This is a genomic window from Caulobacter sp. GW821-FHT09H08 (assembly GCF_059415885.1).
This window is the reverse complement of the sequence record NZ_JBWKOC010000003.1, coordinates 599,185-623,730: the sequence shown is the minus strand read 5'-3', so window position 1 is coordinate 623,730 and position 24,546 is coordinate 599,185. Positions and strand designations below refer to the sequence as shown.

Here is a 24,546-nt window from a genome sequence, read left to right as displayed (position 1 = left end):
GCGCTTGGGAGATTACAAGTTTTTCATCTGCGCCGCCGGTGCGCATGGTGCAGCATCCCCGCTTCTGAGGGGTTTGGGATCCTACACATGCGCATCTTCCTGCTGGCCGCCGTTTCGGTCGCCGCGATCTCCGGCGCGGCCTTCGCCGCCGAAAAGCCGATGTACGGCGCCTGGGGCGTCGACCTGACGGCCCGCGACGTCGCGGTGAAGCCGGGCGACGACTTCAACAAATTCGCCAACGGCGCCTGGGAGAAGAAGACGACCATCCCCGCCGACCAGGCCTCGGCCGGCGTCGGCTACGACGTCTACAACCGCTCGCAGGACCAGCTGCGCACCCTGATCGAGACGGCCGACGCCTCGACCCCGATCGGCGCGCTCTACAAGGGCTTCACCAACGAGGCCAAGGTCGAGCAGGTCGACGACGCCCCGCTGAAGGTCGATCTAGCCGCGATCCAGGCGATCTCGTCCAAGGCTGAGATGGCCAAGTCGATGGGCCAGGCCCACGGCGGCTTCGGCCCAGACCTGTTCTCGCTGGACATCTATCCGGACGCCAAGAACCCTGAGCTCAACACGCTCTATATCGGCCAGTCGGGCCTCGGTTTGCCGGACCGCGACTACTACCTGACCGACGGCTTCAAGCCGCAGCTGGCGGCCTATGCGGCCTTCGCCGAGCGGGCGCTGAAGATGGCGGGCTACGCCGACCCGGCCAAGGCCGCCGCCGACGTGGTCGCCTTCGAGACCGCCATCGCCAAGGTCAGCTGGGCCGTCGCCGACCGCCGTGACATCGACAAGGTCTACAACCCCGTCAGCATGGCCGAGCTGCAGGCCTATGCGCCGGAAGTGCCGTGGGCCGACTACCTGGCCGCCGCCGGCATCACGGGCCGCAGCCAGGTGGTGCTGGGCGAGAACACGGCCGTCCGCGATCTCGCCAAGCTGTTCGCCGCCACCCCGCTGGAGACCCTGAAGGCCTGGCGCACCGTGCAGGGCGTGCTGGAGATGTCGCCGTACCTCTCCAAGCGCTTCGTCGACAGCCGCTTCGACTACATCAAGGTCCTGAGCGGCCAGACCCAGCTGCGTCCCCGCTGGAAGCGCGGCGTGCAGCTGGTCGACGGCAGCCTGGGTGAGTTGGTCGGTCAGGCCTATGTCGCCAAGTACTTCCCGCCCTCGTCCAAGGCCCAGATGGTCGAGCTGATCGCCAATCTGAAGGTGGCGATGGCCGAGCGCATCCAGAAGGCCCCGTGGATGGCCCCGGCCACCAAGCAGGCGGCCCTGACCAAGCTGTCGAAGATGACGGTGATGGTCGGCTATCCCGACAAGTGGCGCGACTATACCGGCCTGAAGCTCGACGCCGACGACCTGTACGGCAACGTCCGCCGCAGCGGTCAATTCGAGTGGGCCTACACCCTGAAGGACCTGGGGCAGCCGGTCGACCACGGCAAGTGGGCCATGACCCCGCAGACGGTGAACGCCTACAACGGCGGGCTGGAGAACAAGATCGTGTTCCCGGCCGGCATCCTGCAGGCGCCCTATTTCGACCCGGCGGCGGACGCGGCCGTGAACTATGGCGCGATCGGCGCGGTCATCGGCCACGAGATCAGCCACGGCTTCGACGACCAGGGCCGCAAGATCGACGACACCGGCAAGCTGCGCGACTGGTGGACCGCCGAGGACGCCAAGCGCTTCGAATCCCAGGCGGCGGTGCTGGGCGGTCAGTACGGGACCTACGAGCCGGTGCCGGGCATGAAGATCAACCCAGCCCTGACCATGGGCGAGAACATCGCGGATCTGGCCGGCCTGCAGGTCGCCTACGACGCCTACCACGCCTCGCTGAAGGGCAAGCCCGCCCCGACCATCGACGGCATGACCGGCGACCAGCGCTTCTTCCTGGCCTTTGCCCAGAGCTGGCAGGACAAGTCGCGCGACGATTCGCTGAAGCAGCAGATGGCGTCCGACCCGCACTCGCCGTCGAACTTCCGGGTCATCGGCCCGACGCGCAACGTCGACGCCTGGTACGCGGCGTTCGGCGTCAAGGCCGGCGACAAGTTCTACCTGCCGCCGGAGAAGCGCTCGCGGATCTGGTAGGCGCCTTCCGTTGTCATCCCGGACGCGCCCTGGCGCGATCCGGGACCGCCGGAAACTCTGAGCCTGTTGCGGTCCCGGATCTTCGCTGCGCTACGCCCGGGATGACAGCTCAAAAGAAAAAGGCCGCCCTTTGGGGCGGCCTCATTCGTTCGGCTTAAGCGAGAAGCTTACTCGCCGGCCTTCAGCTGTTCGCGCGCGACGGCCAGCAGTTCGGCCATCTTCATGCGAACCTCGCCTTCGGACGCCGCGACGCCCGAACCCGACAGATCCTGGAAGACCTTGCGGAACACGTCCTCGTCGCCGGGCTGTTCGAAGTCCGACTTCACCACGGCGCGCGCATATTCCTCGACCGTCGCCAGGCCCATCAGGCCGGCAGCCCATTCGCCCAGCAGGCGGTTGCGGCGCGCGGTCGCCTTGAACTCAAGTTCCTGGTCGTTCGCGAACTTGCGTTCGAAAGCCTGTTCGCGTTCGTCGAAGGTGGTCATGAAGGCCCCAAGTGCGCCCGGAGCCTGTCGCGGCCAGACAAGTCAGTCTGGCGGCGACAGGCTCCAGTTCTAAACATTTGGAGCATGATAGTCGCCGAAACCGGCATCCACTTTCGGCTATCATGCTCGTGAGCCGGCTGCATATCCCGTGCCGCCCTCCGCTGCAATCGGCGGATAAGCCGCAGGTGACGTTTAAGGTCGGAGCATAGACCGAAAAACCCCGCCCGTGTTTGCGCCACAGCGCTCATTCAGGTAGGTTCCACAGGACATTTTCTAGTGAGCGGCCTTGAGTCGAACGCCGCGCGCAGCTATCCGCCGCGCGCGCTTTTCGTTTCTTTGACAGGTCGCACGCTTCCCAGAAGGGCCTCGCCGAGAGCCATGACGACCCGTCGCAAGAAAGTCTACGAAGGCAAGGCCAAGATTCTGTACGAGGGTCCCGAACCCGGCACCCTGATCCAGTACTTCAAGGACGACGCGACCGCTTTCAACGCCCAGAAGAAGGCTATTCTCGAGGGCAAGGGCGTCATCAACAATCGGATCAGCGAGTACATCATGACTCGCCTGAACGGGATTGGCGTCCAGAACCACTTCATTCGTCGCCTGAACCTGCGCGAGCAGCTGATCAAGGAAGTCGAGATCGTCCCGCTCGAGGTCGTGGTGCGCAACATCGCCGCCGGCTCGATCGCCACGCGCCTGGGCCTGACCGAGGGCCAGCCCCTGCCCCGCTCGATCATCGAATTCTACTACAAGGACGACAAGCTCGGCGACCCGATGGTCACCGAGGAGCACATCACCGCGTTCAACTGGGCTGCGACCCAGGAGATCGACGACATGATGGCCATGGCCCTGCGGGTGAACGACTACCTGTCGGGCCTGTTCAGCGGCGTCGGCATCACGCTGGTGGACTTCAAGGTCGAGTTCGGCCGCATCTATGAGGGCGACTTCTCGCGGATCATCCTGGCCGACGAGATCAGCCCCGACAGCTGCCGCCTGTGGGACGCCGCCACCAACGAGAAGCTGGACAAGGACCGCTTCCGTCGCGACCTGGGCAACGTCATCGAAAGCTACACCGAGGTGGCCCGCCGCCTCGGCATCATGAAGGAAATGCCGACCGTCATCCAAGGCGGCGTGCACTAAGCCTTCTGTTGGAATTGTCGCGACGCCGTGCGCCGCGAAGGGAGAACTTGTCAGTGAAAGCCACCGTCCACGTGTTCCTGAAGCCCGGCGTGCTCGACGTCCAGGGCAAGGCTGTCGAGAACGCCCTGCACGGCCTGGGCTGGCCGTCGGTGAAAGAGGCCCGCGTGGGCCGCGTCATCGAATTCGATCTCGACGCCACGGACGCCGAAGCCGCCAAGGCCGAGGTCAAGACCATGTGCGAGAAGCTGCTGGCCAACACGGTCATCGAAAGCTACCGCATCGATATCGCCTGAGAGGGCCCGTCCTCGTCCTTCGACAAGCTCAGGATGAGGACTACTGCAAAGGCGGCTCACTAGAAAACCTCACCCTGAGCCTGTCGAAGGGCGGGGTTTTCGGCTCCCCCAGTAGCGGAATTTAATCCGCCCCGCCCCTTTCGGACCCAGCTTTGCCGCACAATGTTCGGCGAGCATCACCGAAAGGGAGACGTCGATGAGCGCGAAGTTCCACCTGGCCGAGGTCAATGTCGGACGCCTGAGGGCCCCGATCGACCACCCGATGATCAAGGACTTCGCGGACAATCTCGACCGCATCAACGCCCTGGCCGAAAGCTCGCCGGGCTTCGTCTGGCGCCTCAAGGGCGACGGCAACAACGCCACCGACATGGCGATCGGTGGCGACCCGCTGTTCATTCCGAACCTGTCGGTCTGGGAGGATATCCCCGCCCTCGGCGCCTTCGTCTATCGCAGCGGCCACATCGAGATCATGCGCCGCCGCAAGGAATGGTTCGAGCACATGGACACCTACATGGCGCTCTGGTGGGTGCCGGCCGGCCACGAACCGACCGTCGAGGAGGCGCTGGAAAAGCTGGCCCTGCTGAAGGCTCACGGCCCGACCCCGGCCGCCTTCACCTTCAAGACGCCGTTTCCGGCCCCGACCGGCGAGCCCGTCGCGCCTGAACTGGACGAGTGCGCCTGACCCTCGCCACCGCTCAACCCCGCTTTCGCGGGGATGAGCGGATATTGGGGATCGGGACTGACATCCGTCACGAACGGTGCTACAGGCCCGCGCCATGAAAGCCGCCGTCGTCGTATTCCCCGGTTCGAACTGCGATCGTGACTGCAAGGTCGCCATCGAGCGCTCCGCCGGAGCCCGTGTCGAAATGGTCTGGCACCAGGAGACGGCCCTGCCGGACGACCTGGACCTGATCGTCCTGCCCGGCGGCTTCTCGTACGGCGACTACCTGCGCTGCGGCGCCATGGCGGCCCAGAGCCCGGTCATGAAGGAAGTCGTCACGGCCGCCAACAACGGCGTCGCCGTCGTCGGCATCTGCAACGGCTTCCAGGTGCTGACGGAAGTCGGCCTGCTACCCGGCGCCCTGCTGCGCAACGCCGGCCTCAAGTACGTCTGCAAGCCCGTCGGCCTCGACATCGTCAACGGCCAGACCCGCTTCACCGCCGGCTATGGCGAGCAGCGCCAGGCGGTCATGACCGTCGGCAACGGCGAGGGCAACTACTTCGCCGACGAAGAGACGCTGGACCGGATCGAGGGCGAAGGCCAGGTGGTGTTCCGCTACCAGGAAAACCCCAACGGCTCGGCTCGCAACATCGCCGGCATCGTCAACAAGGGCGGCAACGTCCTGGGCCTGATGCCCCACCCCGACCGCGCCTTCGACGCCGACCTCGGCTCGGAAGACGGCGCGGTGCTGTTCCGCAGCATCTTCCAGAGCGCGTAGCGTCAGGTAGCGGGCGGAATCAGCTTCCAGCCCTTTCCATCACGCACGGCCCGAGCGGTCTTCCAGTCGGAAGGTTCGGCCTTCACCAGGCCAGCTTCGCCACGCGCCGAGTCAGGCAACAGCTTCACTTCCAACGTATCGCCGTCGATCCAGCGCGGATTGCAGGGCGCCAGGACCTCCAGCCGCGTGCGCCGGAAGCCGCCGCCCGCGTAGTCCGCGATTTCGATGCCATTCAGGCTTTCACCCTCGACGTCATCGCCGGTGGCGGCGAAGGCAAACCCGTTCGGGGAAGGGACCGGAGGCCCACCCAGAGCGACATGGGCGCCTTTGGCGTCGACGACATACCAAGCATCCCACTCCCAGTGGGCGCCGTGGACAATGTCGAACGGCGCCTTCGCCAAGCGCCCGAGATAGTCATAGACGCCCCAACCATCCCCCTCCTCCGGATTGTCGGCAAAGCGCCCGCCCGAAACGATCAGCACGGAGCCCTCGCGTCGCGCCCGGCCAAGCGTCGAAGCAAGCAAGCGTTTTTCGGCGGCGCGTGTATCCGCCAGCGCTTTCTCGGGCGAGGGAGACTCTGGCGCGGTCTTGAACGAGTCGAGATGCTGTTCCCATGCCCCGCTTGGCCAGTTGCACAGTGCTTTTTGGTAGTCGGCCTCGAAAACACTTCCGGCGAGCGCCTTGGGCGAAGCGGCTGGCTGCGTCGGACCCGGCGAGGCTTGAGGCTTGGTTTCCGTAACCGGCGCCCGATCGCAGGCGCTCAGGATGGAAAGCGCAAAAAGGACGAGCAGTGAGCGCAAGACAACCTCCGATCGTCTCGATAGATCATGCCGTCAGTTCCGGCTCAAGCGTCCGATCGTCGCCCTCCTCTCACCGCCCACTGATCAAAAAGTGGGCTGACGCGCGCTGTTACACTGTAGCAGCTCCAAAATCCCGAGCATAAGGTGCCCGCCTCAGTAGGAGGGCCATCCATGAGTCTCGTCTCCACCCTGCGCGCCGGTCTGCTGGCCGCTGCAGCCGTTTCGATGTTCGCCACTGCCGCGCAGGCTCAAACCTCGGCGATGATGCCGGACATCGACGGCAAGTACGTTCAGACCAAGATCAACCACGACTACGAGAAGCGCGTGGTCATGGTGCCGATGCGCGACGGGACCAAGCTCTACACGGTCATCGTGGTCCCCAAGGGCGGCAAGAGCCTGCCGATCATCCTGACCCGCACCCCCTACAACGCCGCCAAGCGCGCCGCCCGCGCCGACAGCCCGCGCATGCTGGGCATCCTGCCCCAGGGCGACGAGCCGTTCGTGGCCGATGGCGGCTATATCCGCGTCTTCCAGGACATCCGGGGCAAGTACGGCTCGGAGGGCGAGTACGTGATGACCCGGCCGCTGAAGGGGCCGCTGAACTCGTCCGAGGTCGACCACTCCACCGACGCCTACGACACCATCGACTGGCTGGTGAAGAACGTGCCCGAGACCAACGGCAAGGTCGGCATGATGGGCAGCTCGTATGAGGGCTTCACCGTGGTGATGGCCCTGGTCAATCCGCACCCGGCCCTGAAGGCCGCGGCGCCGATGAGCCCGATGGTCGACGGCTGGATGGGCGACGACTGGTTCCAGTTCGGCGCCTTCCGGCAGGTGAACTTCGACTACTTCACCGGCCAGACCACCGTGCGCGGCGCTGGCGAAGGCGTGCAGCGCCAGGGCTATGACGACTACGCCAACTTCCTGCGCGAGGGCTCGGCCGGCGACTACGCCAAGAACCACGGCCTGGACAAGCTGCCCTGGTGGAAGAAGGTCAGCGAGCACCCGGCCTATGACAGCTTCTGGAGCGAGCAGGCTCTGGACAAGACCATGGAAAAGACGCCGCTCAAGGTGCCGACCATGTGGATCCAGGGCCTGTGGGACCAGGAGGACATCTGGGGGGCGGTGCACGCCTATCCGGCGCTGGAGTCCAAGGACACCGCCAACGACAAGAACTTCCTGGTGCTGGGCCCCTGGCGGCACAGCCAGGTGAACTACGACGGCTACAACCTGGGTCCGTTCAAGTGGGACGGCGACACCGCCCTGCAGTTCCGCCGCGACGTGCTGAAACCCTTCTTCGACCAGCACCTGAAGGACGGCCCCAAGGCCGACACGCCGCCGGTGCTGATCTACGACCCGGGCGCCAACAAGTGGAACCGCTACGCCAGCTGGCCCCAGGGGAAGACCAAGAACCTCTATCTGGAGCCCAATGGCGGCCTGGGCTTCGAGGCCCCGGCGGCGGCCAAGGGCGCGGCGGCCTATGATGAGTATGTCTCCGACCCGGCCAAACCGGTGCCGTACCTGTCGCGTCCGGTGCGCTTCGCCGACAGCGATCGCTGGAAGCAGTGGCTGGTCACCGACCAGCGCGCCGTCGATGGCCGCACGGACGTCCTGACCTATGTCAGCGAGCCCCTGACCGCGCCGATGAAGATCGCCGGCGTGCCGAAGGTCAACCTGACGGCCTCGACCAGCGGCACCGACAGCGACTGGGTGGTCAAGCTGATCGACGTGTTCCCCGACGAGGTCCCCAGCCAGCCCGAATTGGGCGGCTATCAGCTGGCCGTGGGCATGGACATCTTCCGCGGCCGCTATCGCGAGAGCTTCAGCGCGCCCAAGGCGCTGACGCCCAACACCCCGCTGAAGTACCAGTTCATCCTGCCGACCGCGAACTACACGTTCCAGCCGGGCCACCGGATCATGGTGCAGGTCCAGTCCAGCTGGTTCCCGCTCTACGACCGTAACCCGCAGACCTTCGTGCCGAACATCTTCTTCGCCAAGCCCGCCGACTACGTGAAGGCGACGCAGCGGGTGTTCCACGCGGGCGATACGGCCAGCTTCATCGAGCTGCCGGTGGTGGACGCGAAGTAGTTCTCCTCCCCCTCTGGGGGAGGTGGCCCAGCGGGCCGGAGGGGGCAGCTCTGCTCGGGCCGCATTAGCCCCTCAGTCGGCTATGCCGACAGCTCCCCCAGAGGGGGAGCAGAAAGGGCCGGCGGATTACCGCCGGCCCTTCCTCTACGGAGAGACATTCAAAAGGTCAGCGGTCGCCGCGCCTGACGTTCTCATCCTGGCTGGCCTGTCCGCCGGGGTCGCGGCCCGCTTCGTTCGGCGCCGGCTCCCTCTGGCGCTGCTCGCCCTGCTTCTGCTGCTGGTCCGGGGCTCGACGCTGCTGGTCGTTCTGCTGCTGCTGCGGGTTGCGGTTGTTGTCAGCCATCGGGCTTACTCCTTCTACACAGCGCGCTCATGACGCACGGTAGAAGAACGGGCTCGGAGTCACCCCGTTCCTCCGGCCAAGCCGCCTTATTTCCGGCTAAGCTCAAGGATTCGCACGGGTTTCTCGATGATCTGCCCTTTCATGTAGGGATCGTCGGCTCGCGTGACCGTCGCGGCCTCGTGGATGGCGCGGACCACGTCCATGCCCTGCACCACCCGCCCGAAGGCGGCAAAGCCCTGGCCGTCCTTGTTGCGCGCCCCGCCATAGTCGAGGGCCGGGTTGTCGCCCAGGCAGATGAAGAACTCAGAGGTCGCCGAGCCGGGCATATCCCGCGCCATCGAGATCACGCCGTCCTTGTGTTTGAGGCCGGTGACCTTGGTCGTCTCGTGGGCGATCGGCGGCAGGCGTTTCCCGCCATCGCCCAGCCCGCCCTGGATCACGCTGATCGTCGCCGGGTTATTGTCGTTCTTCGGCGAGACGGTCCGATAGAAGCTGCCGCCGGCCATCATCCCCTTGTCTGCATAGGCCAGGAAGTTGCCGGCCGTGATCGGCGCGCGAGCCAGGTCGAGAGCGATGACGATGGTCCCTTTGTCCGTGACCATCTTGACCCGCACCTCGCGCGGCCGCGCCGCGCCCGAGAGAGGCGCGGCCGCCAGGGCGGTCAGGACGGCGCGGCGGTCGATACGCTGGATCATGCAAGTCTCCCCGAGGCGATCAGGCTGCCACGGCGCCGTTCGCGCCGAAAGGCTGCGCTTTCGCGTGAAGAAGTCCCCACGGACTGTGGCGGAATCCGACCGACCGGGTTAGAAGGCGCGCCCATGAGCACGCCCCAAAAGCCCATGGCCGAATTGGCCGCCGAGTTCGGCCTGAAACCCGCCGAGTATGCCGTCGTCCTGGACCGCCTGGGCCGTGAGCCCAACCTGGTCGAGCTGGGCGTCTTCTCGGTGATGTGGTCCGAGCACTGCTCGTACAAGTCCTCGAAGAACCAGCTGAAGAAGTTCCCGATCGACGGGCCGCGCGTCATCTGCGGTCCGGGCGAGAACGCCGGCGTCATCGACATCGGCGACGGCGACGCGATCATCTTCAAGATGGAGAGCCACAACCACCCGTCCTACATCGAGCCCTACCAGGGCGCGGCGACGGGCGTGGGCGGCATCATGCGCGACGTCTTCACGATGGGCGCGCGGCCGATCGCCCTGCTGAACGCCCTGCGCTTCGGCGATCCCTCGCACCCGAAGACCAAGCGCCTGGTGGACGGCGTGGTCGCCGGCATCGCCGGCTACGGCAACTGCGTGGGCGTGCCCACGGTCGCCGGCGAGACCAACTTCCACAAGGGCTACAACGGCAACATCCTGGTCAACGCCATGTGCGTGGGCTTGGCCAAGGCCGACAGCATCTTCTACTCGGCCGCCCCGGGTCCGGGCCTGGCGGTCGTCTATTTCGGCTCCAAGACCGGCCGCGACGGCATCCACGGCGCGACCATGTCCTCGACGGAATTCACCGAGGACTCCGAAGAGAAGCGTCCCACCGTCCAGGTCGGCGACCCCTTCGCCGAAAAGCTGCTGATCGAAGCCACGCTGGAACTGATGGCCACCGGCGCGGTCGCCGCCATCCAGGACATGGGCGCGGCGGGCCTGACCTCGTCGTCGGTCGAGATGGCCGGCAAGGGCGGCGTCGGCATCGAGCTGAACATGGACATGGTCCCGCAGCGCGAGACCGGCATGTCGGCCTACGAGATGATGCTGTCGGAAAGCCAGGAGCGCATGCTGGCGGTCCTGAAGCCCGGCCGCGAGCAGGACGGCCACGCCATCTTCGAGAAGTGGGGCCTGGACGCCGCCGTCATCGGCTACACCACCGACACCGGCCGCCTGGTGCTCAAGCACCACGGCGAGACGGTCTGCGACGTGCCGCTGGCCCCGCTGTTCGACGACGCGCCGCTGTATGATCGTCCGTGGGTGCAGCCCAAGCTGGACGCCCGCCTCGACCCGGCCAAGATCCCCGCCCCGATCAACTGGAACGAAGCCGTCCTGAAGATCGTCGGCTGCCCCGACATGGCCTCCAAGCGCTGGCTGTGGGAGCAGTACGACCGCCACGTCATGGCCGACACCCTGGAAGACAGCGCCACCGGCTGTGACGCCGGCATCGTCCGCATTCATGGCACCGGCAAGGCCATCGCCGTCACCAGCGACTGCACCCCGCGCTACGTCCAGGCCGACCCCTATGAGGGCGGCAAGCAGGCCGTGGCCGAAGCCTGGCGCAACCTGACGGCCGCCGGCGCCCTGCCGATCGCCATCACCGACAACCTGAACTTCGGCAGCCCCGAAAAGCCCGAGACCATGGGCCAGATCGTCCGCGCCACCGACGGCATGGCCGAGGCCTGTCGCGCGCTCGATTTCCCGGTCGTGAGCGGCAATGTCAGCCTCTACAACGAGACTAACGGCGTCGCCATCCCGCCGACCCCGACCGTCGGCGCCGTGGGCCTGCTGGAAGACTTCGACCTGCGCACCGGCTTCGGTTCGGTGACCGAAGGCGACACCCTGGTGCTGATCGGCGAGACGCACGGCGAACTGGGCGCCTCGATCTATCTGCGCGAGATCCTGGGCCGCGAGGACGGCGCCCCGCCGCCGGTCGACCTGGCCGTCGAGCGCAAGAACGGCGACTTCGTGCGCGGGCTGATCAGCTCGGGCCTGCTGGCCGGCGTCCACGATCTGTCGGACGGCGGCCTGCTGATCGCCGCGGCCGACATCGCCCTGGCCAGCAAGGTCGGCGTCACCCTGAACGCCACCAGCGCCGCCCACGCCCACCCCTACCTGCTGGGCGAGGACCAGGCCCGCTATCTGATCGCCACGCCCGACCCGGACGCGGTGCTGGAAGCGGCCAAGGCGGCCGGCGTCCACGCCAACCTGGCCGGCGTCGCCGGTGGTGAAGCCTTCGCGTCCAAGGGCCTGTTCAGCATCCCGCTGGACGCCCTGCGCACCGCGCACGAGGCCTGGCTGCCGGGCTACATGAACGCGCCGAAGGCCTGATCCTCGGAGTTCTCAGTATGCGTACCCTGATCCTGACCGCGCTGGCCGGCCTCGTGCTGGCCGGCTGCGCGCCCACGGCCGAACCGGCCGCTCCGTCGGCCGAGACCCTGGCCAAGGCCTGCTCGGCCAAGGGCGGCGCGATCACCCCAGTGGGCAAGGCCCAGATCCCGACCTGCGTCGTTCCCTACGCCGACGCCGGCAAGGCCTGCACCGACAAGAGCCAGTGCCAGGGCGCATGCGTGCTGGAAGGCAACCTGGAAGCCACGGGCGAGGTCACCGGCCAGTGCCAGAAGACCAATCGCCAGTTCGGCTGCTACGCCAAGGTCGTGAACGGCAAGACGACCGGCGCGATCTGCGTGGATTGAGGGCCGTCCTCGCCCTTCGACAGGCTCAGGGTGAGGACGACTTCACGTCATTCGAAAACCTCACCCTGAGCCTGTCGAAGGGCGAGGTTTTTGCAGCACGCCCTAGGCCGCGTGCACCCGGCCCGACCAGCGCGCCACCGTCTCCAGCAGCTTGGTCGGGTTGATCGGCTTGCCCAGGTGGTCGTCCATGCCGGCGGCCAGGCAGTTGGCGATCTGTTCGGGAAGGACGTTGGCGGTCATGGCGACGATGGGCGTCGCGGCCCCTCGCGCGCCTTCCATGGCGCGGATCTCGCGAGTGGCGGTCAGGCCGTCCATCACCGGCATCTGCACATCCATCAGGACGAGGTCGTACTGGCCCTGGCGCATGGCCTCGACGCCGGCGACGCCGTCATTGGCGGTCTCCACGCCGATGCCGAAGGGCTCCAGCATGGTGCGGATCAGCTCGCGATTGACGGCGTTGTCCTCGACCAGCAGCAGGCGCACGCCCGCGTCGGCGTCGAGCGGCGACACCGCCTCCTCGCCCGGCGCCGGCAGCTCGGCCAGCGGACCGCGCACCTCGAACCAGAAGGTCGAGCCCTCGCCCTCGACGCTGTCGACGCCGATCCGGCCGTCCATGCGCTCGACGATCCGGCGCGAGATGGCCAGGCCCAGGCCCGTGCCGCCGAACCGGCGCGAGACGGCCGCGTCGGCCTGCGAGAAGCGGTCGAAGATGTTCTCGCGATGCTCGGGCGCGATGCCGATGCCTGTGTCCGTGACCTCGCCGCGTAGCACCGCCTGATCACCCTCGACCGTCTGGCGCAGGGCGACGGTGATCGTCCCGTGGGCGGTGAACTTCACGGCGTTGGAGAGGAAATTCAGCAGCACCTGCGACAGGCGCGGCCCGTCCAGGCTCATCGGCTGCAGGTCCTTGTCGATCTCGACCCGCACCGCCAGGCCCTTGGCCGTGGCGCGCTCCTCGACCAGGGCGGCGCAGGACGAAGCCATGGCCGCCGGGTCGAACGGGCCCGGATCCAGCTCCAGCCCGCCCGCCTCCAGGCGCGAGAAGTCCAGCACGTCGTTGACGACGCTGAGCAGGGTGCCGCTGGCGTCGAGGATGTGGCCGACCTGGCGGGCGGCGGTCTTGTTCAGGCTGCGCGAGCGCCGCAGCACCTCCGCGAAACCGATGATGGCGGTGAGCGGCGTGCGCAGCTCGTGGGTCATGTTGGCCAGGAAGTCGGACTTGGCCGCCGAGCCGGCCTCGGCCAGCTCCAGGGCCTTGGCCAGGTCCAACTCCAGCCGCTTGCGCTCGGTGATGTCGCGCGAGGTGGCCAGGAGGATGCCCGAGCCGTCGCCCAGCCGCGAATAGGTGCTTTCCAGCCAGATGGCCTCGCCGCCCTTCCGGAAGCACTCGTAGTCGGTGCTCTCGGGTTTGCCGCCGGGGACCAGCCCCCGGATGATCGCCTGGACGCGCTTGAAGTCCTCCTCGCCGACCATGGCGGTCGGCGGCAGAGCCATGAACTCCTCGTGCGTGTAGCCGGTGATCCGCTCGATGCTGGGCGAGCTGTAGAGTCGCTCCCCGCCGGCGGTCCACAGGGCCACGTGGTCGGTCAGGTTGTCGCCCAGCAGGCGGTAGAGGCGGTCGGCCTCGCGATACTTGGCCAGGGCGTTCTCGGCGTCCTCGACCGCGCGCTGCTTGGCGTCGAGACTGGCCGTCAGCTCGGTCTGGATCTGCTCCAGACGCATGCGCTGGCTGGTCAGCCAGTAGGCCAGCGGCGTGGCCACGATCAGCGAAATCAGCAGCGTCGTGGCCGGCGTGTAGGCGGCGGGATCGTTGAGCAACAGGATGTTGACGACGTAGTCCGTCACCATCGCCGCGCCCACGATGAGGCCCACCGTCGGCGCGGTCTTGAAGATCCGGGTTCTCACGACGGCCAGATTGATCGCGCACTCCTCGGGGGCAGACTCAGGAAGAACCTGCCTAATTTAAGGAGAGATGGCCTCCTGGCGCCAGTCGGGTGACAATTCGCCGCGTTTTGAATTCCTCAAACCGGGTTGTCAGCGTCCCGACGACTTGACGACGTCGTCCAGATTTCTTTCCAGGGCCACGCTGGCCTGCACCACGGTGGCCACCGAGCGCTTGAAGAAGTCCTGCGGCACGGTCGCGAAATCGTCCGTTGGCTTATGATATTCGGGGTGATCCTCGACGCCGAAATAGACCCACGGCACGCCCTTCTCGCCGAAGGCGTAGTGGTCCGACTGGGTGGTCCAGTTGTTCTCCTTGCCGCCCTCGTCGGTGTCGTGGCCCAGCTTCAGGGTCACCGGCGCGGTCGTCGCCACCTTGACCAGGATCGGCTTTAGATAGGGGAACGGCGAGGTCCCGGAGACGTAGAGCTCGTTCTTCGGGTTCTTGCTGATCATGTCGAAATTGATGTTCAGCGCGATGCTTTCCAGCGGGACCGGCGGGTTGGCTGCAAAGGCCTTGGCGCCGCGCAGGCCACCCTCCTCGGCGTCGACCACCGCCAGGATCACGTCGTGCTTGGGCGGCTTGGCCTTGAAGGCTTCGGCCACGGCCAGCAGGCCGGCCACGCCCGAGGCGTTGTCGTCGGCGCCGTTGTAGGTCTCGCCATTGCGGACGCCCAGGTGGTCGTAGTGGGCCGAGACGACCAGCGCCTTGCCGGGCTTGGTCCCCTTGATGCGGGCCACCAGGTTGGTCCCCGTGACCTTGGTCCCATCGCGCTTGGCGAACTCGAAGGTGTGCTCGAACTTGTCGCCGATCGGCGCGAGACCGATCTCGGCGAACCGCGACAGGATGTAGGCCCGCGCCTTCTCCGAACCGGGCGAGCCGACCAGGCGGCCCTGCATGTCGTCGGCCGACAAGATGCGGACATCGTCGATGGCCTTGTCGCCGGGACCGGCGAAGGCCGAGGTGGCGGCGGCGAGGGAGAGGGCGGCGGCCAGGGCGCCGAACTTGAAGGACGTCATCCGCCGTAGATGCCCTCCCCCTCGCCCAAAGCGCAATGAATTTGCCGTAACCTTGGTCAGTGAGACGCGAAGTCGTCCGGGCGGGCTTCGCGGACCCAGCGCATGCCAAAGCCGAAGGTCCATTCGGGATGCTCGCCCCCGAACGTCGCCGCACGTCGAACCGCAGCTTGATCGGAAGCCACACAGTCCGAGCCAGACTCCGAAAGCGCCAAGCCAGGCAGGAGCGCAGCGGGATCGAGTTTCAAGGGCGTCTCTGACGCAGGCCGACCGGCTTCCTGCTTCGGCTCGCCGCACAACGCGGCCCAGATCATCAGACGCGTGACCCGCCCTTCGGAATCCTGCGCGAGAGGCCTCATTCCGAAATAGCCGTAGCGGCGATCAGGGTCGCTCCCATCCTCGTCCGGTCCGTATTGCCAGATCATAGGCGTTCCCGAGACGATTACAGGACGCGTGCTGGTCCAGACGCCCTTGTCGTCGACCTGCGCGATGTCACGGTCGCCCACCAGCATCCAACTCTCGCATCCCCTCCAGCGCCGCAGCGGCAATTGTGGACGAGGCCGACAGTGGTCATCTGGATCATCGGAGACCCAAATGCCGGCCCGAAGCGGCGAGACCGCACCGGCATCCGCAGGTTCGAACAGCGGCTGAGATGAATAGACGAATGGCCCGCACCCGCTCAGCAGCATTGCCGCCAGCCCAAGCAGCAGAACGCGCTTCATTGGTGACCTCACAGGACATCACGGAATTATCACGCCGGCGTGATGATCTCGTGATCACCGAGAGATCGCAAGTAGAAAAACACCCATTCCACAGGCATGCGCGGGTCCTTAAGATTTAACGGTAATAAGGATCGTCACCGATCGGAGTATCTCCCCGTGCCCATGTCCCATGCCGAGCTCGAAGCCCGCCTCACCGCGGCGTTTCCGGATTCCGAGATCGTGCTGACCGACCTGGCCGGCGACAACGACCACTGGAAGGCCCGGATCGTCTCTCCGGCCTTCAAGGGCCTGCCGCGCGTGCGTCAGCATCAGCTGGTCAACAAGGCCCTGGCCGACGTGCTGGGCGGGACCCTACACGCCCTGGCGCTCGAAACCCTGGCCCCCGCCGACTAGGAGCACTCAGGTTGCGCTATCGCCCCTTCGGAGCCTCCGGCATGGCGGTCTCGGCGCTCACTTTGCGCCTGGCCGACAGCTCGCGCCTCCGGGCCAACGACTGGCGCGCCCTGGTGTTCACGGCGCTGGAAAACGGCATCAACAGCTTCCAGGTCGAGGGTGACTCGCCCGAGCTGCTGAAGGGCGCGAGCGAAGCCTTCGCCTCGGTCGAGCGGCGACTGCTGTTCATCACCTGGCGGGTGCGCGGCGACGCGGCCCAGCTCGGCCAGAAGGCGGTCGACAGCCTGCTGAGCTCGGCCTTCGACGGCCTGTCCCTGGGCTATCTGGACCTGGTGCTGATCAACGATCCCCTGGCTCCGACCCTGCCGCTGCCCTTCGAGGCCGGCCTGCGCTCACTGCACGAGAGCCGCGCCATACGCGGCGTCGGCATCGCCAGCCGCAGCGACATCGATCCGCGCCTGCTGAAGAACGAGATGGTCACGGCGATCTCCTCGCCGTTCAACCTGTCGTCGGGCTGGGCCGAGCGCCACCGCATCCGCCACGCCATCCAGCACGACTTCGCCGTGATCGGCGAGGACTTCTGGCCCCAGGCCCTGCGCGAAGGCGGCGAGAGCGCGGCGCCCAAGCCCTCGCTGTGGCGTCGCCGCTCGGATCCGCTGGCCGACGTCGGCGGCTACGAGTTCCTGCACAACACGCTGGGCTGGGACGCCGAGGCCATCTGCCTCGGCTACGCCCTGACCGAGCCGTCGCTGTCGACCGTGCGCATCACCGCCGAGACCCGCGCCGACGTCGAGCGCCTGGCCGCCGTGGTCGAGCGCGACATGCCCAACGGCGTCTGCGCCCAGATCGAGATGGCCCGCTTCTCGGCCCAGGAACGCGAGAAGGCGGCCAGCCGCAGCTGATCCGCCGCACTTGACCCGGAGCCCCTTGGCGCCTAGCTGAAAGCTTCCGCCGGAGAGCGTGACAGCCGAAAGTGGCCACCGGTTTCGGCGCCCGTCACGCTCTAAGCACAGAGACTTGATTATCCAATGACCGACGTCGCCTCCTCCCCCGCCCTCGACTTCATCGCCAAGACCGTGGCCGATCATCCGGTCGTGGTGTTCATGAAGGGCGTGCCGGACCAGCCGCGCTGCGGCTTCTCGTCGGTCGTCGTGCAGATCCTCGACCACCTGGGCGTCGAATTCATCGGCGTCGACGTCCTGCAGGACGACGACCTGCGCCAGGGCATCAAGACCTTTACCGACTGGCCGACCATTCCGCAGCTCTACGTGAAGGGCGAGTTCGTCGGCGGCAGCGACATCATCCGCGAGATGTTCCAGTCGGGCGAACTGAAGACCTTCCTGACCGAGCAGGGCGTCATCGCGGCGTGAGCCGACTTTTCACGCCCCCGGCTGACGCCTATTCCCTGACCTTCGAGCCCAAGGCGTCGGACATCGACGCCAACGGCCACGTCAACAACGTGGTCTACCTGTCGTGGGCGCAGGACCTGGCGATCGCTCATTGGGAAGCCTGGGCCGACGCCGAGCAGCGCGCGCCGTGGAGCTGGATCTGCCGGCGCCACGAGGTGGACTACCGCCGCGAGCTGCTGCCGAACGAGATCGCCACCGGCTACACCTGGGTCGGGGAGCTGAAGGGGCCGCGCTTCGAGCGCTATGTTCGCATCGACGGCCCCGACGGCGAGATGTGCGCCCAGTGCCGCACGGACTGGGTGCTGATCGACATCGCCGCCAAGCGACCGGCGCGGGTCATGCCCTGGATGATCGAGCGGTTCACGCCGAAGGGTTAGGCGGCTTCTCGGGCTTGTAGATCCGCAGTATCCGGAAACCGCCGCACTTCGAGCAGGTCCCCAGCGTGTACTTGGTCCCGGACGCGCCGTAGCGGATCCCGCCCACCGAAGCGAGCGACTTCTGGCGGCCGCACGACGTGCACAGGATCTTCCACTCGCGCGATTCACGGGCCACGTCCTCGACGAAGCCGTCGAACGCCTTGCGGATCTTGCCGAACATGCCGCGCGCCTCCGTCAGTGTCGTTCGGGCGAAAGCGGATTGGCGATGACGATCCGCTGGCCGGGCGCCAGCCCCAGCTCCGCATAGCTGAACGCCACGGTCGCCGCGCTCTTCGCCCCCTTGCACGTCTCCAGCCGGCGCCGGGCGAAGGCGACCACCGCGTGGTCGTCCCAGCGTTCGACCCAGAACACGAAGTCGGCGCGGTCCGTGCAGCCCTTCGACGCCACGCGAAGCGTCACGACGTCCGCGATCGTCTCCACGGACAGCAGGGTTTCCAGCTCGGGCCAGGTCTCGCCGGGCTGGGCGGCCACCCGCGTCGGCGTCGTGGCGCAGCCGGCCAGCGTCAGGGCCGCTCCGGCGCACAAAAAACCTCTGCGAGAGTGAACGCCGGTCATCGACCTCTGTACGAACCGCCAAACTTCAGTTGAAGATCGCCCACCGCTGGCGACCTGACCAGCCCCGAAGCCGGTCGGGCTTTGGTCTTCACACAGTTGGAGAGCGTATCGTGCGTCTTCGTTCAGCTTTCCTGGCCGCATCCCTGGCCAGCGTTCTCGCCGCACCGGCCTATGCCGCCCCAGAATCCAGAACTGGCGACTTCAAGAAGCTCGACGCCGAGATCGACCAGCTGCTGGCGACCAGCAAGGTCCCTGGCGTCGGCGTGGCCGTCATCGACAACGGCAAGGTCGTCCACGTGGTCGCCAAGGGCGTCCGCAACGCCAAGGGCGATCCGCTGCAGACCGACACGATCATGTACGCGGCCTCGCTGACCAAGACCGCCTTCGCCTACTACGTCATGATGCTGGTCGACGAGGGGAAGGTCGACCTCGACAGGTCGGTCGCCGACTACCTGCCCAAGCCCCTGCCCGCCTATCCGAAATACGCCGACCTCGGCGTCGATGAGCGCTGGAAGACGATCACGCTGCGCCGCCTGCTGACCCACAGCTCGGGCCTGGCCGACCAGAGGTTTTACGATCCGGAGAACAAGTTCCGCTTCAACCTCGAGCCCGGCAGCCGCTACGCCTATTCCAACGAGGGCATCAACCTGGCGCAGTTCGTCATCGAGGAGAGCCTTGGCCTCAAGGTCGGCGACGAGATGAACCGGCGCCTGTTCCAGCCCTTGGGCATGACCCGCTCCAGCATGATCTGGCGCGACGACTTCAAGGGCAATCTGGCCGACGGCATCCACGAGGACGGCAAGTGGGAGGATCACGACGACCGCTCCAGCGTCCGGGCGGCCGGCTCGCTGGACACCACGATCGCCGACATGGGCAAGCTGGCGGCGGCGATGGTCTCGGGCTGGGGCCTGTCGCCCAAGACCCGCGCCGAGTTCGCCAAGGCCAGCTTCCCGATCGTCAGCGAGGCCCAGTTCCCGCCGTTCCTGATCAAGGACAATCCCGACAACGCCAAGATCGGGCTGGCCGCCGGCATCGGCGTGGTCGTCTATGACGGGCCGCAGGGCCACGCCTTCTTCAAGGGCGGCCACAACGACATCACCGACAACCACGTCAGCTGCGTCGAGAAGGGCAAGCGCTGCGTTGTCGTGCTGACCAATAGCGGCGTCGGTCAGCGCATCGTCCCGACGCTGGTCAAGTCGGTGCTGGGGGATCTCGGGACGCCGTGGCCCTGGGAGTACAGCCGCAAGCTCCCGGTCGCGCCTTAGGCCAAGATGGCGACGCCAGGCGGATGCTCTTCGCCTGACGTCGCCATGGGTCCTCGCTGTGGGGGCGGCGAGGACGGCGGGGCTGGGAGCGCCTTAGCTCCAGGGCCCCGGGCTACGGGTCTCGCGGCTGGCCGGGACGGTGGTGGTCGCGGCGACGGCCGGATGGCGCGTCCCCTGCCCCACGCCCAGCCGCAGCAGGGCCTCGACGCGATTGTGGGTCGAGGGGTGGGTCGAGAACAGGTTGTCCGCGCCCTTCCCGTTCAGCGGGTTGATGATGAACATGTGGGCCGTGGCCGGATTGCGCTCGGCCTCGTGGTTGACGTAGCCGCCACGGGCGTAGGCCTCGATCTTCTCCAGGGCGCGGGCGAGCGCGGCCGGGTCGCCGCCGATCTCGGCGCCGATACGGTCGGCCTCGTATTCGCGGGCCCGGCTGATGGCCATCTGCACCAGCATGGCGGCGATGGGAGCCAGGATGGCGATGGCGATCGCGCCGATCAGGCCGCCGACGCCGTTGGAATTGCCCTCCTCGTCCCGCCCGCCGCCGAAGAAGAACGCGAAATTGGCCAGGGCCGAGATCGCGCCGGCGATGGTCGCCGTGACGGTCATGACCAGGGTGTCGCGGTTCTTCACGTGGGCCAGCTCGTGGGCCATCACGCCCCGGATCTCCTCGCGGGTCAGCAGTTGCAGCAGGCCCGTGCTGGCGGCCACGGCCGCATGGGCCGGGTCGCGGCCGGTGGCGAAGGCGTTGGGCTGGGCGCTGTCGATCACCGTCACGCGCGGACGCGGCAGGCCGGCCTTGCGAGCCATCTCGACCGTGTCGACGACGTAGTTTCGGATCAGCGGCTCGGGATGGCTCTCGTCGACCTCCACCGCGCCGTAGGTCCGCAGCACGATCTTGTCGGCGTTCCAGTAGGAGAAGGCGTTCATGGCCAGGGCCAGGACCAGGGCGATCAGCATGCCGGTCGGCCCGCCGATCAGGAAACCCGCGCCCGTGAACAGGGCCGTCAGGCCCGCCAGCAGCATGTAGGTCTTGAAGTGGTTCATGATCGTCAGTCGAAGATGTCGAAGAGATCGAAACGCTTCTTCTTGTGTTGGCCGTACGCGCCGCCGTGACGACGGCGGTCGTCGTCATCGTCGTCGTAACGCTTGCTGTGATCACCGTGGTCGTGGTGGTGGTCGGGACGGCTGTACGGGCGCGGCTGGGCGTAGGCGGCCTGGGCCTCCTCGCGTTCCAGGGTCATCAGCTTTTCCAGCTCGCCCCGGTCCAGCCAGACGCCACGGCAGCGCGGGCACATGTCGAACTCGACGCCGGCGCGCTGCACGGTCTGCATGGAGCCGTCGCAGTTGGGGCACATCAGAAGGGGCATGGTCGGAGCCTCCGGTCCAAAAGAATTGGATCGGGTGTCCTCGACGAGAGGCGGCGCCTTTGGGGAGGGGGGCTAGGCAGCCGGACCCAGACATCGAGAACACCCGATGCGGTCCGACATCACAAGCGCTTGCATCGCTTGCCAGAGGGGCCCGGTCCCGCCCGACTAAGGTGGGAGAGCGCCTGGCGGCTTTCAAGACCCCTCCGTCCCTTAAGGGCCGCCCCGGCCGAAGCGAGTGTTATACATTTACGCTAGCTTAAGTAGAACCTTCGCCTAAGCTTCCTCACTCTATGGAACTGGGGGGTGTTCATGAGTGAACCCGATACGATCGAAGTGCCGAAGCCGGACGCCGTCGCGGCGCCGGGCCTGACCGAACAGAAATACTGCCTGGGCTGCGGCAAGAGCCTGCACAAGTCGGCGCCCGCCTGCCCGCACTGCGGCGCGCCGCAGGCCGACGTCGCCCCCGTGGGCAACAAGAGCCGCGTCATCGCCATCGTCCTGGCCCTGCTGCTGGGCGGTATCGGCGGCCACAAGTTCTACCTGGGCCGCATCGGCACGGGCATTTTGTATCTGGTGTTCTGCTGGACCTTCATCCCGTCGGTCGTCGCCCTCGTCGAGGCGATCATCTACGTCACCATGACCGACCAGGCGTTCGCCAAGAAGTACGGCTGATCCCAAGGGACCATCGCCGACAACAAAAAAGGCCCCGGATCGCTCCGGGGCCTTTTCCGTATCTGTGTTCGGATCCGACGCTTACGAAGCGTAGAATTCGACGACCAGGTTCGGTTCCATCTTCACCGGATACGGAACTTCCGAGAGTTCCGGAGCGCGGACGAAGGTGGCCGACAGGCTCTTGGCGTCGACCGAGACGTACTCGGCGAAGTCACGTTCGTTCGAAGCGACGGCTTCGAGAACCAGAGCCATGTTGCGCGACTTTTCGCGGACCTGGATCACGTCGCCGGCCTTGCAGCGGTACGACGGGATGTTCACGCGCTTGCCGTTCACGGTCACGTGGCCGTGGTTCACGAACTGGCGGGCGGCGAACACTGTCGGCACGAACTTGGCGCGATAGACGATGGCGTCCAGGCGCGACTCGAGCAGAGCGATCAGGTTCTCCGAGGTGTTACCCTTGCGACGGGCGGCTTCCTCGTAGGTGCGCGAGAATTGCTTCTCGGTCAGGTTACCGTAGTAGCCCTTCAGCTTTTGCTTGGCGCGCAGCTGCAGACCGAAGTCCGAAACCTTGCTCTTGCGGCGCTGGCCGTGCTGGCCGGGACCGTACGAGCGTTGGTTGACCGGGGACTTCGGACGGCCCCACAGGTTTTCACCCATGCGGCGGTCGATCTTGTACTTGGCGCTATGGCGCTTGGACATAGGTCACTCTTCTATTCGATCCGTGCCGGCTCCCCCAAAGGAGGTGCGATCTCAACGGCGGCGTCGGGTCAATCCGTCATAAAGTTCCGCGCCGCGCGGCGAGCCGGCGGCGTGAAGGGGTGGCTTATGGGGGAAGAGGCTGGGGGAGTCAATGTGACCTCCCCCGCCCCCCGGGCCGGCTACGGACGGCTCAGCGGATTGCGCACGCGGACCTGACCGCCGCGCTCGACGCCGAAGGCGTCCAGCGGGTAGCGCAGCTCCACGCCCTCAGGCAGCAGGGCGCGGCACATGTCGGGGCGCTTGCGTACGAAGGTGAAGGCGGTCAGGCCGTCGCGACGGCTGCTCTCGACGGCGAAGTCCTCGTTGCGCGTGCAGCCGTTCGACGAGACGCGGATCACCAGGTCGTCCTTGTCGACCCGCGCGGCCTGCAGGGCCTCCAGCGGCGCGCCGTCGCTCTTGGTGACCGCGATGTTCGGGTGGGCCTCGTCGGCGTCGATGAACACACAGGCCGAGGTGCTCAGGCCCATGGCGACGACGGCGGCAAGCGATACGAGCTTCATTTGGTTTCCCCTCCAGTCAGCTTGACCGTGAGGGGACCGTCCGCCGCCTGAACCCAGGATGAATTACCGAAAGTTCACACGCGGGCTGCGTGGCGGACACGGACGATCTGCCGTCGCCTACATGGTAGCGGATCACGTAGGGCGAAACGACGACCAGTTCTCGCAGCGTCGCCGTCGCCAGGCGACCGCGTAGAGGATGATCGGCCAAGCCTTCCGCGGCCGCGTCCAGACTACTTGCGCCACGTCTCAGGCGCGGGTTTCTCGTCCGGTGTTCCCCAGGTATCGAGCCAAGCCGCCACTTCCTCATGCGGAACGACCCGACCGGCCGCGATATCGGCCATGCCTTCGGCGTCGGCCGCAGCTTCGGCTTCGGCTTCCTCGTCGACCTCGAAGATGGAGGGCTCAGCGACCATGAAGACAGCATAGCAGAATACCATGCGCCTTCAACGGTCGAGAGATCAAAATTACAACCTTTGAGCGTGATGCGCCACGTGATCGCCGATGAAGGTCGAGATGAAGAAGTAGCTGTGGTCGTAGCCGTCCTGGCGGCGGACCGTGACCTTGCGGCCGGCCTTGGCGGCGGCGGCTTCGATCAGTTCGGGCTTCAGCTGGCTTTCCAGGAAGTTGTCGGCCAGGCCCTGGTCGATCAGGATCTCGTCGAAGCTCTCCCCTGCCCCATCCTCGATCAACGCGCAGGCGTCGTGCTTGCGCCACGTTGCGCGATCTTCGCCCAGATAGGCGGTCATCGCCTTGTCGCCCCACGGGCAGTTCAGCGGCGAGACGATCGGCGAGAAGGCGCTGACCGACTTGAAGAGGTCAGGCTGGCGCAGCGCGATGGTCAGCGCGCCGTGGCCGCCCATCGAGTGGCCGAAGATCCCGCGCCGCGAGGTGTCCAGCGGGAAGGCGCCGTCGATAGCCTCCAGCAGGTCCTTGGTCACGTACGAGTACATCTGGAAGTGCGGCGCCCACGGAGCCTGAGTGGCGTCGACATAGAAGCCCGCGCCCTGCCCCAGGTCGTAGGCCGGATCGTCGGCGACGCCTTCCCCGCGCGGGCTGGTGTCCGGCGCGACGATGGCCACGCCGTGCTTGGCCGCATGGGCGTAGACGCCCGACTTCACCGTGAAATTGTCCTCGGTGCAGGTCAGGCCCGACAGCCAGACGAGATAGGGGAACGGGCCCTCACCGTCCGGCGTCCACACCGTGAACTTCATCGGCGTGCCGGTGCTGGCGGGCGCGTGCTTGCAGTAGCGCAGCGTACCGCCGGCGACACGGTGGGTGGCTGTGGTTTCGATGGTCATCGGTTTACTCGAGTGTCCTTCTCCCCTTGCGGGAGAAGGTGGCCTGCGGAGCAGGTCGGATGAGGGGTCGCACCGGTCTCGCCGTGCGCGGCTGATCGCACCTTCAACCCCTCATCCGTCGCCTGCGGCGACACCTTCTCCCGCAAGGGGAGA

At 66.6% G+C, this 24,546-nt stretch carries 29 protein-coding genes; 14 read left to right on the top strand and 15 right to left on the bottom strand.

The features are described 5' to 3' along the window. Positions 1-87 precede the first annotated feature (87 nt). Positions 88-2,082, top strand: a complete 1,995-nt coding sequence (locus AC07NN_RS12565) for a M13 family metallopeptidase (protein WP_494641159.1) — start codon at positions 88-90, stop codon at positions 2,080-2,082. A gap of 167 nt (positions 2,083-2,249) precedes the next feature. On the opposite strand, the gene AC07NN_RS12560 is transcribed toward AC07NN_RS12565, so the two are convergent. Beyond that, positions 2,250-2,567 carry a DUF1476 domain-containing protein gene (locus AC07NN_RS12560; protein ID WP_494641157.1) on the bottom strand — a complete coding sequence of 106 codons (318 nt, stop codon included), beginning with the start codon at positions 2,565-2,567 and terminating at the stop codon, positions 2,250-2,252. Positions 2,568-2,945: 378 nt separating this feature from the next. Between AC07NN_RS12560 and purC the strand changes: the two genes are divergently transcribed. From purC to purQ, 4 genes are all read left to right on the top strand, one after another. After that, positions 2,946-3,704 carry a phosphoribosylaminoimidazolesuccinocarboxamide synthase gene (purC, locus tag AC07NN_RS12555; RefSeq protein ID WP_494641155.1) on the top strand — a complete coding sequence of 253 codons (759 nt, stop codon included), beginning with the start codon at positions 2,946-2,948 and terminating at the stop codon, positions 3,702-3,704. 53 nt (positions 3,705-3,757) lie between these two features. Continuing rightward, on the top strand, positions 3,758-3,997 hold the full coding sequence (gene purS / locus AC07NN_RS12550; protein WP_494641153.1) for a phosphoribosylformylglycinamidine synthase subunit PurS: 240 nt from the start codon (positions 3,758-3,760) through the stop codon (positions 3,995-3,997). Between the two features lie 196 nt (positions 3,998-4,193). Beyond that, the gene (locus AC07NN_RS12545; protein ID WP_494641151.1) at positions 4,194-4,679 is read left to right on the top strand and encodes a DUF3291 domain-containing protein; all 486 of its coding nucleotides are present in this window, start codon (positions 4,194-4,196) and stop codon (positions 4,677-4,679) included. Between the two features lie 94 nt (positions 4,680-4,773). Then, a complete protein-coding gene (gene purQ, locus AC07NN_RS12540; RefSeq protein WP_494641149.1) occupies positions 4,774-5,436 on the top strand; it encodes a phosphoribosylformylglycinamidine synthase subunit PurQ in 663 nt (220 codons plus the stop codon). A gap of 2 nt (positions 5,437-5,438) precedes the next feature. Here purQ and AC07NN_RS12535 read toward each other — a convergent pair whose 3' ends face one another. Further along, complete coding sequence (locus AC07NN_RS12535; protein ID WP_494641148.1) at positions 5,439-6,236, bottom strand: hypothetical protein; 798 nt, start codon at positions 6,234-6,236, stop codon at positions 5,439-5,441. Between the two features lie 171 nt (positions 6,237-6,407). Here AC07NN_RS12535 and AC07NN_RS12530 point away from each other — a divergent pair, with 171 nt between their 5' ends. Further along, positions 6,408-8,324 (top strand): CocE/NonD family hydrolase, encoded by a 1,917-nt coding sequence (locus AC07NN_RS12530; protein ID WP_494641146.1) that lies wholly within the window; start codon positions 6,408-6,410, stop codon positions 8,322-8,324. A 166-nt stretch (positions 8,325-8,490) separates the two neighbouring features. On the opposite strand, the gene AC07NN_RS12525 is transcribed toward AC07NN_RS12530, so the two are convergent. Continuing rightward, positions 8,491-8,667 (bottom strand): hypothetical protein, encoded by a 177-nt coding sequence (locus AC07NN_RS12525; protein WP_494641144.1) that lies wholly within the window; start codon positions 8,665-8,667, stop codon positions 8,491-8,493. Positions 8,668-8,753: 86 nt separating this feature from the next. Continuing rightward, a complete protein-coding gene (locus AC07NN_RS12520) occupies positions 8,754-9,362 on the bottom strand; it encodes a peptidylprolyl isomerase (protein WP_494641142.1) in 609 nt (202 codons plus the stop codon). Positions 9,363-9,485: 123 nt separating this feature from the next. On the opposite strand from AC07NN_RS12520, the gene purL reads away from it, so the two are divergent. Then, a complete protein-coding gene (gene purL, locus AC07NN_RS12515) occupies positions 9,486-11,693 on the top strand; it encodes a phosphoribosylformylglycinamidine synthase subunit PurL (protein WP_494641140.1) in 2,208 nt (735 codons plus the stop codon). Positions 11,694-11,710: 17 nt separating this feature from the next. Next, the gene (locus tag AC07NN_RS12510; RefSeq protein WP_494641138.1) at positions 11,711-12,058 is read left to right on the top strand and encodes a hypothetical protein; all 348 of its coding nucleotides are present in this window, start codon (positions 11,711-11,713) and stop codon (positions 12,056-12,058) included. A gap of 102 nt (positions 12,059-12,160) precedes the next feature. Here AC07NN_RS12510 and AC07NN_RS12505 read toward each other — a convergent pair whose 3' ends face one another. The 3 genes from AC07NN_RS12505 to AC07NN_RS12495 all read right to left on the bottom strand — a co-directional run bounded on the left by AC07NN_RS12505 (position 12,161) and on the right by AC07NN_RS12495 (position 15,738). Beyond that, positions 12,161-13,978 carry a PAS domain-containing hybrid sensor histidine kinase/response regulator gene (locus AC07NN_RS12505; protein WP_494641931.1) on the bottom strand — a complete coding sequence of 606 codons (1,818 nt, stop codon included), beginning with the start codon at positions 13,976-13,978 and terminating at the stop codon, positions 12,161-12,163. Between the two features lie 114 nt (positions 13,979-14,092). Further along, a complete protein-coding gene (locus AC07NN_RS12500) occupies positions 14,093-15,019 on the bottom strand; it encodes a M20/M25/M40 family metallo-hydrolase (protein ID WP_494641136.1) in 927 nt (308 codons plus the stop codon). A gap of 56 nt (positions 15,020-15,075) precedes the next feature. Further along, complete coding sequence (locus tag AC07NN_RS12495; protein ID WP_494641134.1) at positions 15,076-15,738, bottom strand: hypothetical protein; 663 nt, start codon at positions 15,736-15,738, stop codon at positions 15,076-15,078. 156 nt (positions 15,739-15,894) lie between these two features. Here AC07NN_RS12495 and AC07NN_RS12490 point away from each other — a divergent pair, with 156 nt between their 5' ends. The 4 genes from AC07NN_RS12490 (at position 15,895) to AC07NN_RS12475 (ending at position 17,917) form a co-directional block, all read left to right on the top strand. After that, positions 15,895-16,131, top strand: coding sequence for a BolA/IbaG family iron-sulfur metabolism protein (locus AC07NN_RS12490; protein ID WP_494641132.1), 237 nt, complete (start codon positions 15,895-15,897; stop codon positions 16,129-16,131). An 11-nt stretch (positions 16,132-16,142) separates the two neighbouring features. Next, on the top strand, positions 16,143-17,033 hold the full coding sequence (locus AC07NN_RS12485) for an aldo-keto reductase family protein (RefSeq protein WP_494641130.1): 891 nt from the start codon (positions 16,143-16,145) through the stop codon (positions 17,031-17,033). A 126-nt stretch (positions 17,034-17,159) separates the two neighbouring features. After that, positions 17,160-17,501 carry a Grx4 family monothiol glutaredoxin gene (grxD, locus tag AC07NN_RS12480; protein WP_494641128.1) on the top strand — a complete coding sequence of 114 codons (342 nt, stop codon included), beginning with the start codon at positions 17,160-17,162 and terminating at the stop codon, positions 17,499-17,501. Further along, complete coding sequence (locus AC07NN_RS12475) at positions 17,498-17,917, top strand: acyl-CoA thioesterase (protein WP_494641126.1); 420 nt, start codon at positions 17,498-17,500, stop codon at positions 17,915-17,917. The genes grxD and AC07NN_RS12475 overlap by 4 nt, the downstream gene beginning before the upstream one ends. On the opposite strand, the gene AC07NN_RS12470 is transcribed toward AC07NN_RS12475, so the two are convergent. Both AC07NN_RS12470 and AC07NN_RS12465 read right to left on the bottom strand, forming a co-directional pair. After that, a complete protein-coding gene (locus AC07NN_RS12470; protein WP_494641124.1) occupies positions 17,901-18,137 on the bottom strand; it encodes a hypothetical protein in 237 nt (78 codons plus the stop codon). The genes AC07NN_RS12475 and AC07NN_RS12470 overlap by 17 nt on opposite strands. A gap of 14 nt (positions 18,138-18,151) precedes the next feature. Continuing rightward, positions 18,152-18,532 carry a hypothetical protein gene (locus AC07NN_RS12465; protein ID WP_494641122.1) on the bottom strand — a complete coding sequence of 127 codons (381 nt, stop codon included), beginning with the start codon at positions 18,530-18,532 and terminating at the stop codon, positions 18,152-18,154. A gap of 110 nt (positions 18,533-18,642) precedes the next feature. Here AC07NN_RS12465 and AC07NN_RS12460 point away from each other — a divergent pair, with 110 nt between their 5' ends. Then, positions 18,643-19,797 carry a serine hydrolase domain-containing protein gene (locus AC07NN_RS12460; RefSeq protein WP_494641120.1) on the top strand — a complete coding sequence of 385 codons (1,155 nt, stop codon included), beginning with the start codon at positions 18,643-18,645 and terminating at the stop codon, positions 19,795-19,797. Between the two features lie 93 nt (positions 19,798-19,890). Here the strand turns inward: AC07NN_RS12460 and htpX are convergent, their stop codons facing one another. Further along, the gene (gene htpX, locus AC07NN_RS12455; RefSeq protein WP_494641118.1) at positions 19,891-20,841 is read right to left on the bottom strand and encodes a zinc metalloprotease HtpX; all 951 of its coding nucleotides are present in this window, start codon (positions 20,839-20,841) and stop codon (positions 19,891-19,893) included. 5 nt (positions 20,842-20,846) lie between these two features. Next, a complete protein-coding gene (locus tag AC07NN_RS12450; RefSeq protein ID WP_494641116.1) occupies positions 20,847-21,164 on the bottom strand; it encodes a TFIIB-type zinc ribbon-containing protein in 318 nt (105 codons plus the stop codon). A gap of 309 nt (positions 21,165-21,473) precedes the next feature. Between AC07NN_RS12450 and AC07NN_RS12445 the strand changes: the two genes are divergently transcribed. Next, entirely contained in the window at positions 21,474-21,836 is a 363-nt protein-coding gene (locus tag AC07NN_RS12445; protein ID WP_494641114.1) for a TM2 domain-containing protein, read from the top strand. An 81-nt stretch (positions 21,837-21,917) separates the two neighbouring features. On the opposite strand, the gene rpsD is transcribed toward AC07NN_RS12445, so the two are convergent. The 4 genes from rpsD to fghA all read right to left on the bottom strand — a co-directional run bounded on the left by rpsD (position 21,918) and on the right by fghA (position 24,393). Continuing rightward, on the bottom strand, positions 21,918-22,535 hold the full coding sequence (rpsD, locus tag AC07NN_RS12440; RefSeq protein WP_291877282.1) for a 30S ribosomal protein S4: 618 nt from the start codon (positions 22,533-22,535) through the stop codon (positions 21,918-21,920). A 179-nt stretch (positions 22,536-22,714) separates the two neighbouring features. Continuing rightward, positions 22,715-23,095 (bottom strand): hypothetical protein, encoded by a 381-nt coding sequence (locus AC07NN_RS12435; RefSeq protein WP_494641112.1) that lies wholly within the window; start codon positions 23,093-23,095, stop codon positions 22,715-22,717. 230 nt (positions 23,096-23,325) lie between these two features. After that, positions 23,326-23,508, bottom strand: coding sequence for an antitoxin (locus tag AC07NN_RS12430; protein ID WP_494641110.1), 183 nt, complete (start codon positions 23,506-23,508; stop codon positions 23,326-23,328). 51 nt (positions 23,509-23,559) lie between these two features. Continuing rightward, positions 23,560-24,393 carry an S-formylglutathione hydrolase gene (gene fghA, locus AC07NN_RS12425; protein WP_494641108.1) on the bottom strand — a complete coding sequence of 278 codons (834 nt, stop codon included), beginning with the start codon at positions 24,391-24,393 and terminating at the stop codon, positions 23,560-23,562. Positions 24,394-24,546 lie beyond the last annotated feature (153 nt).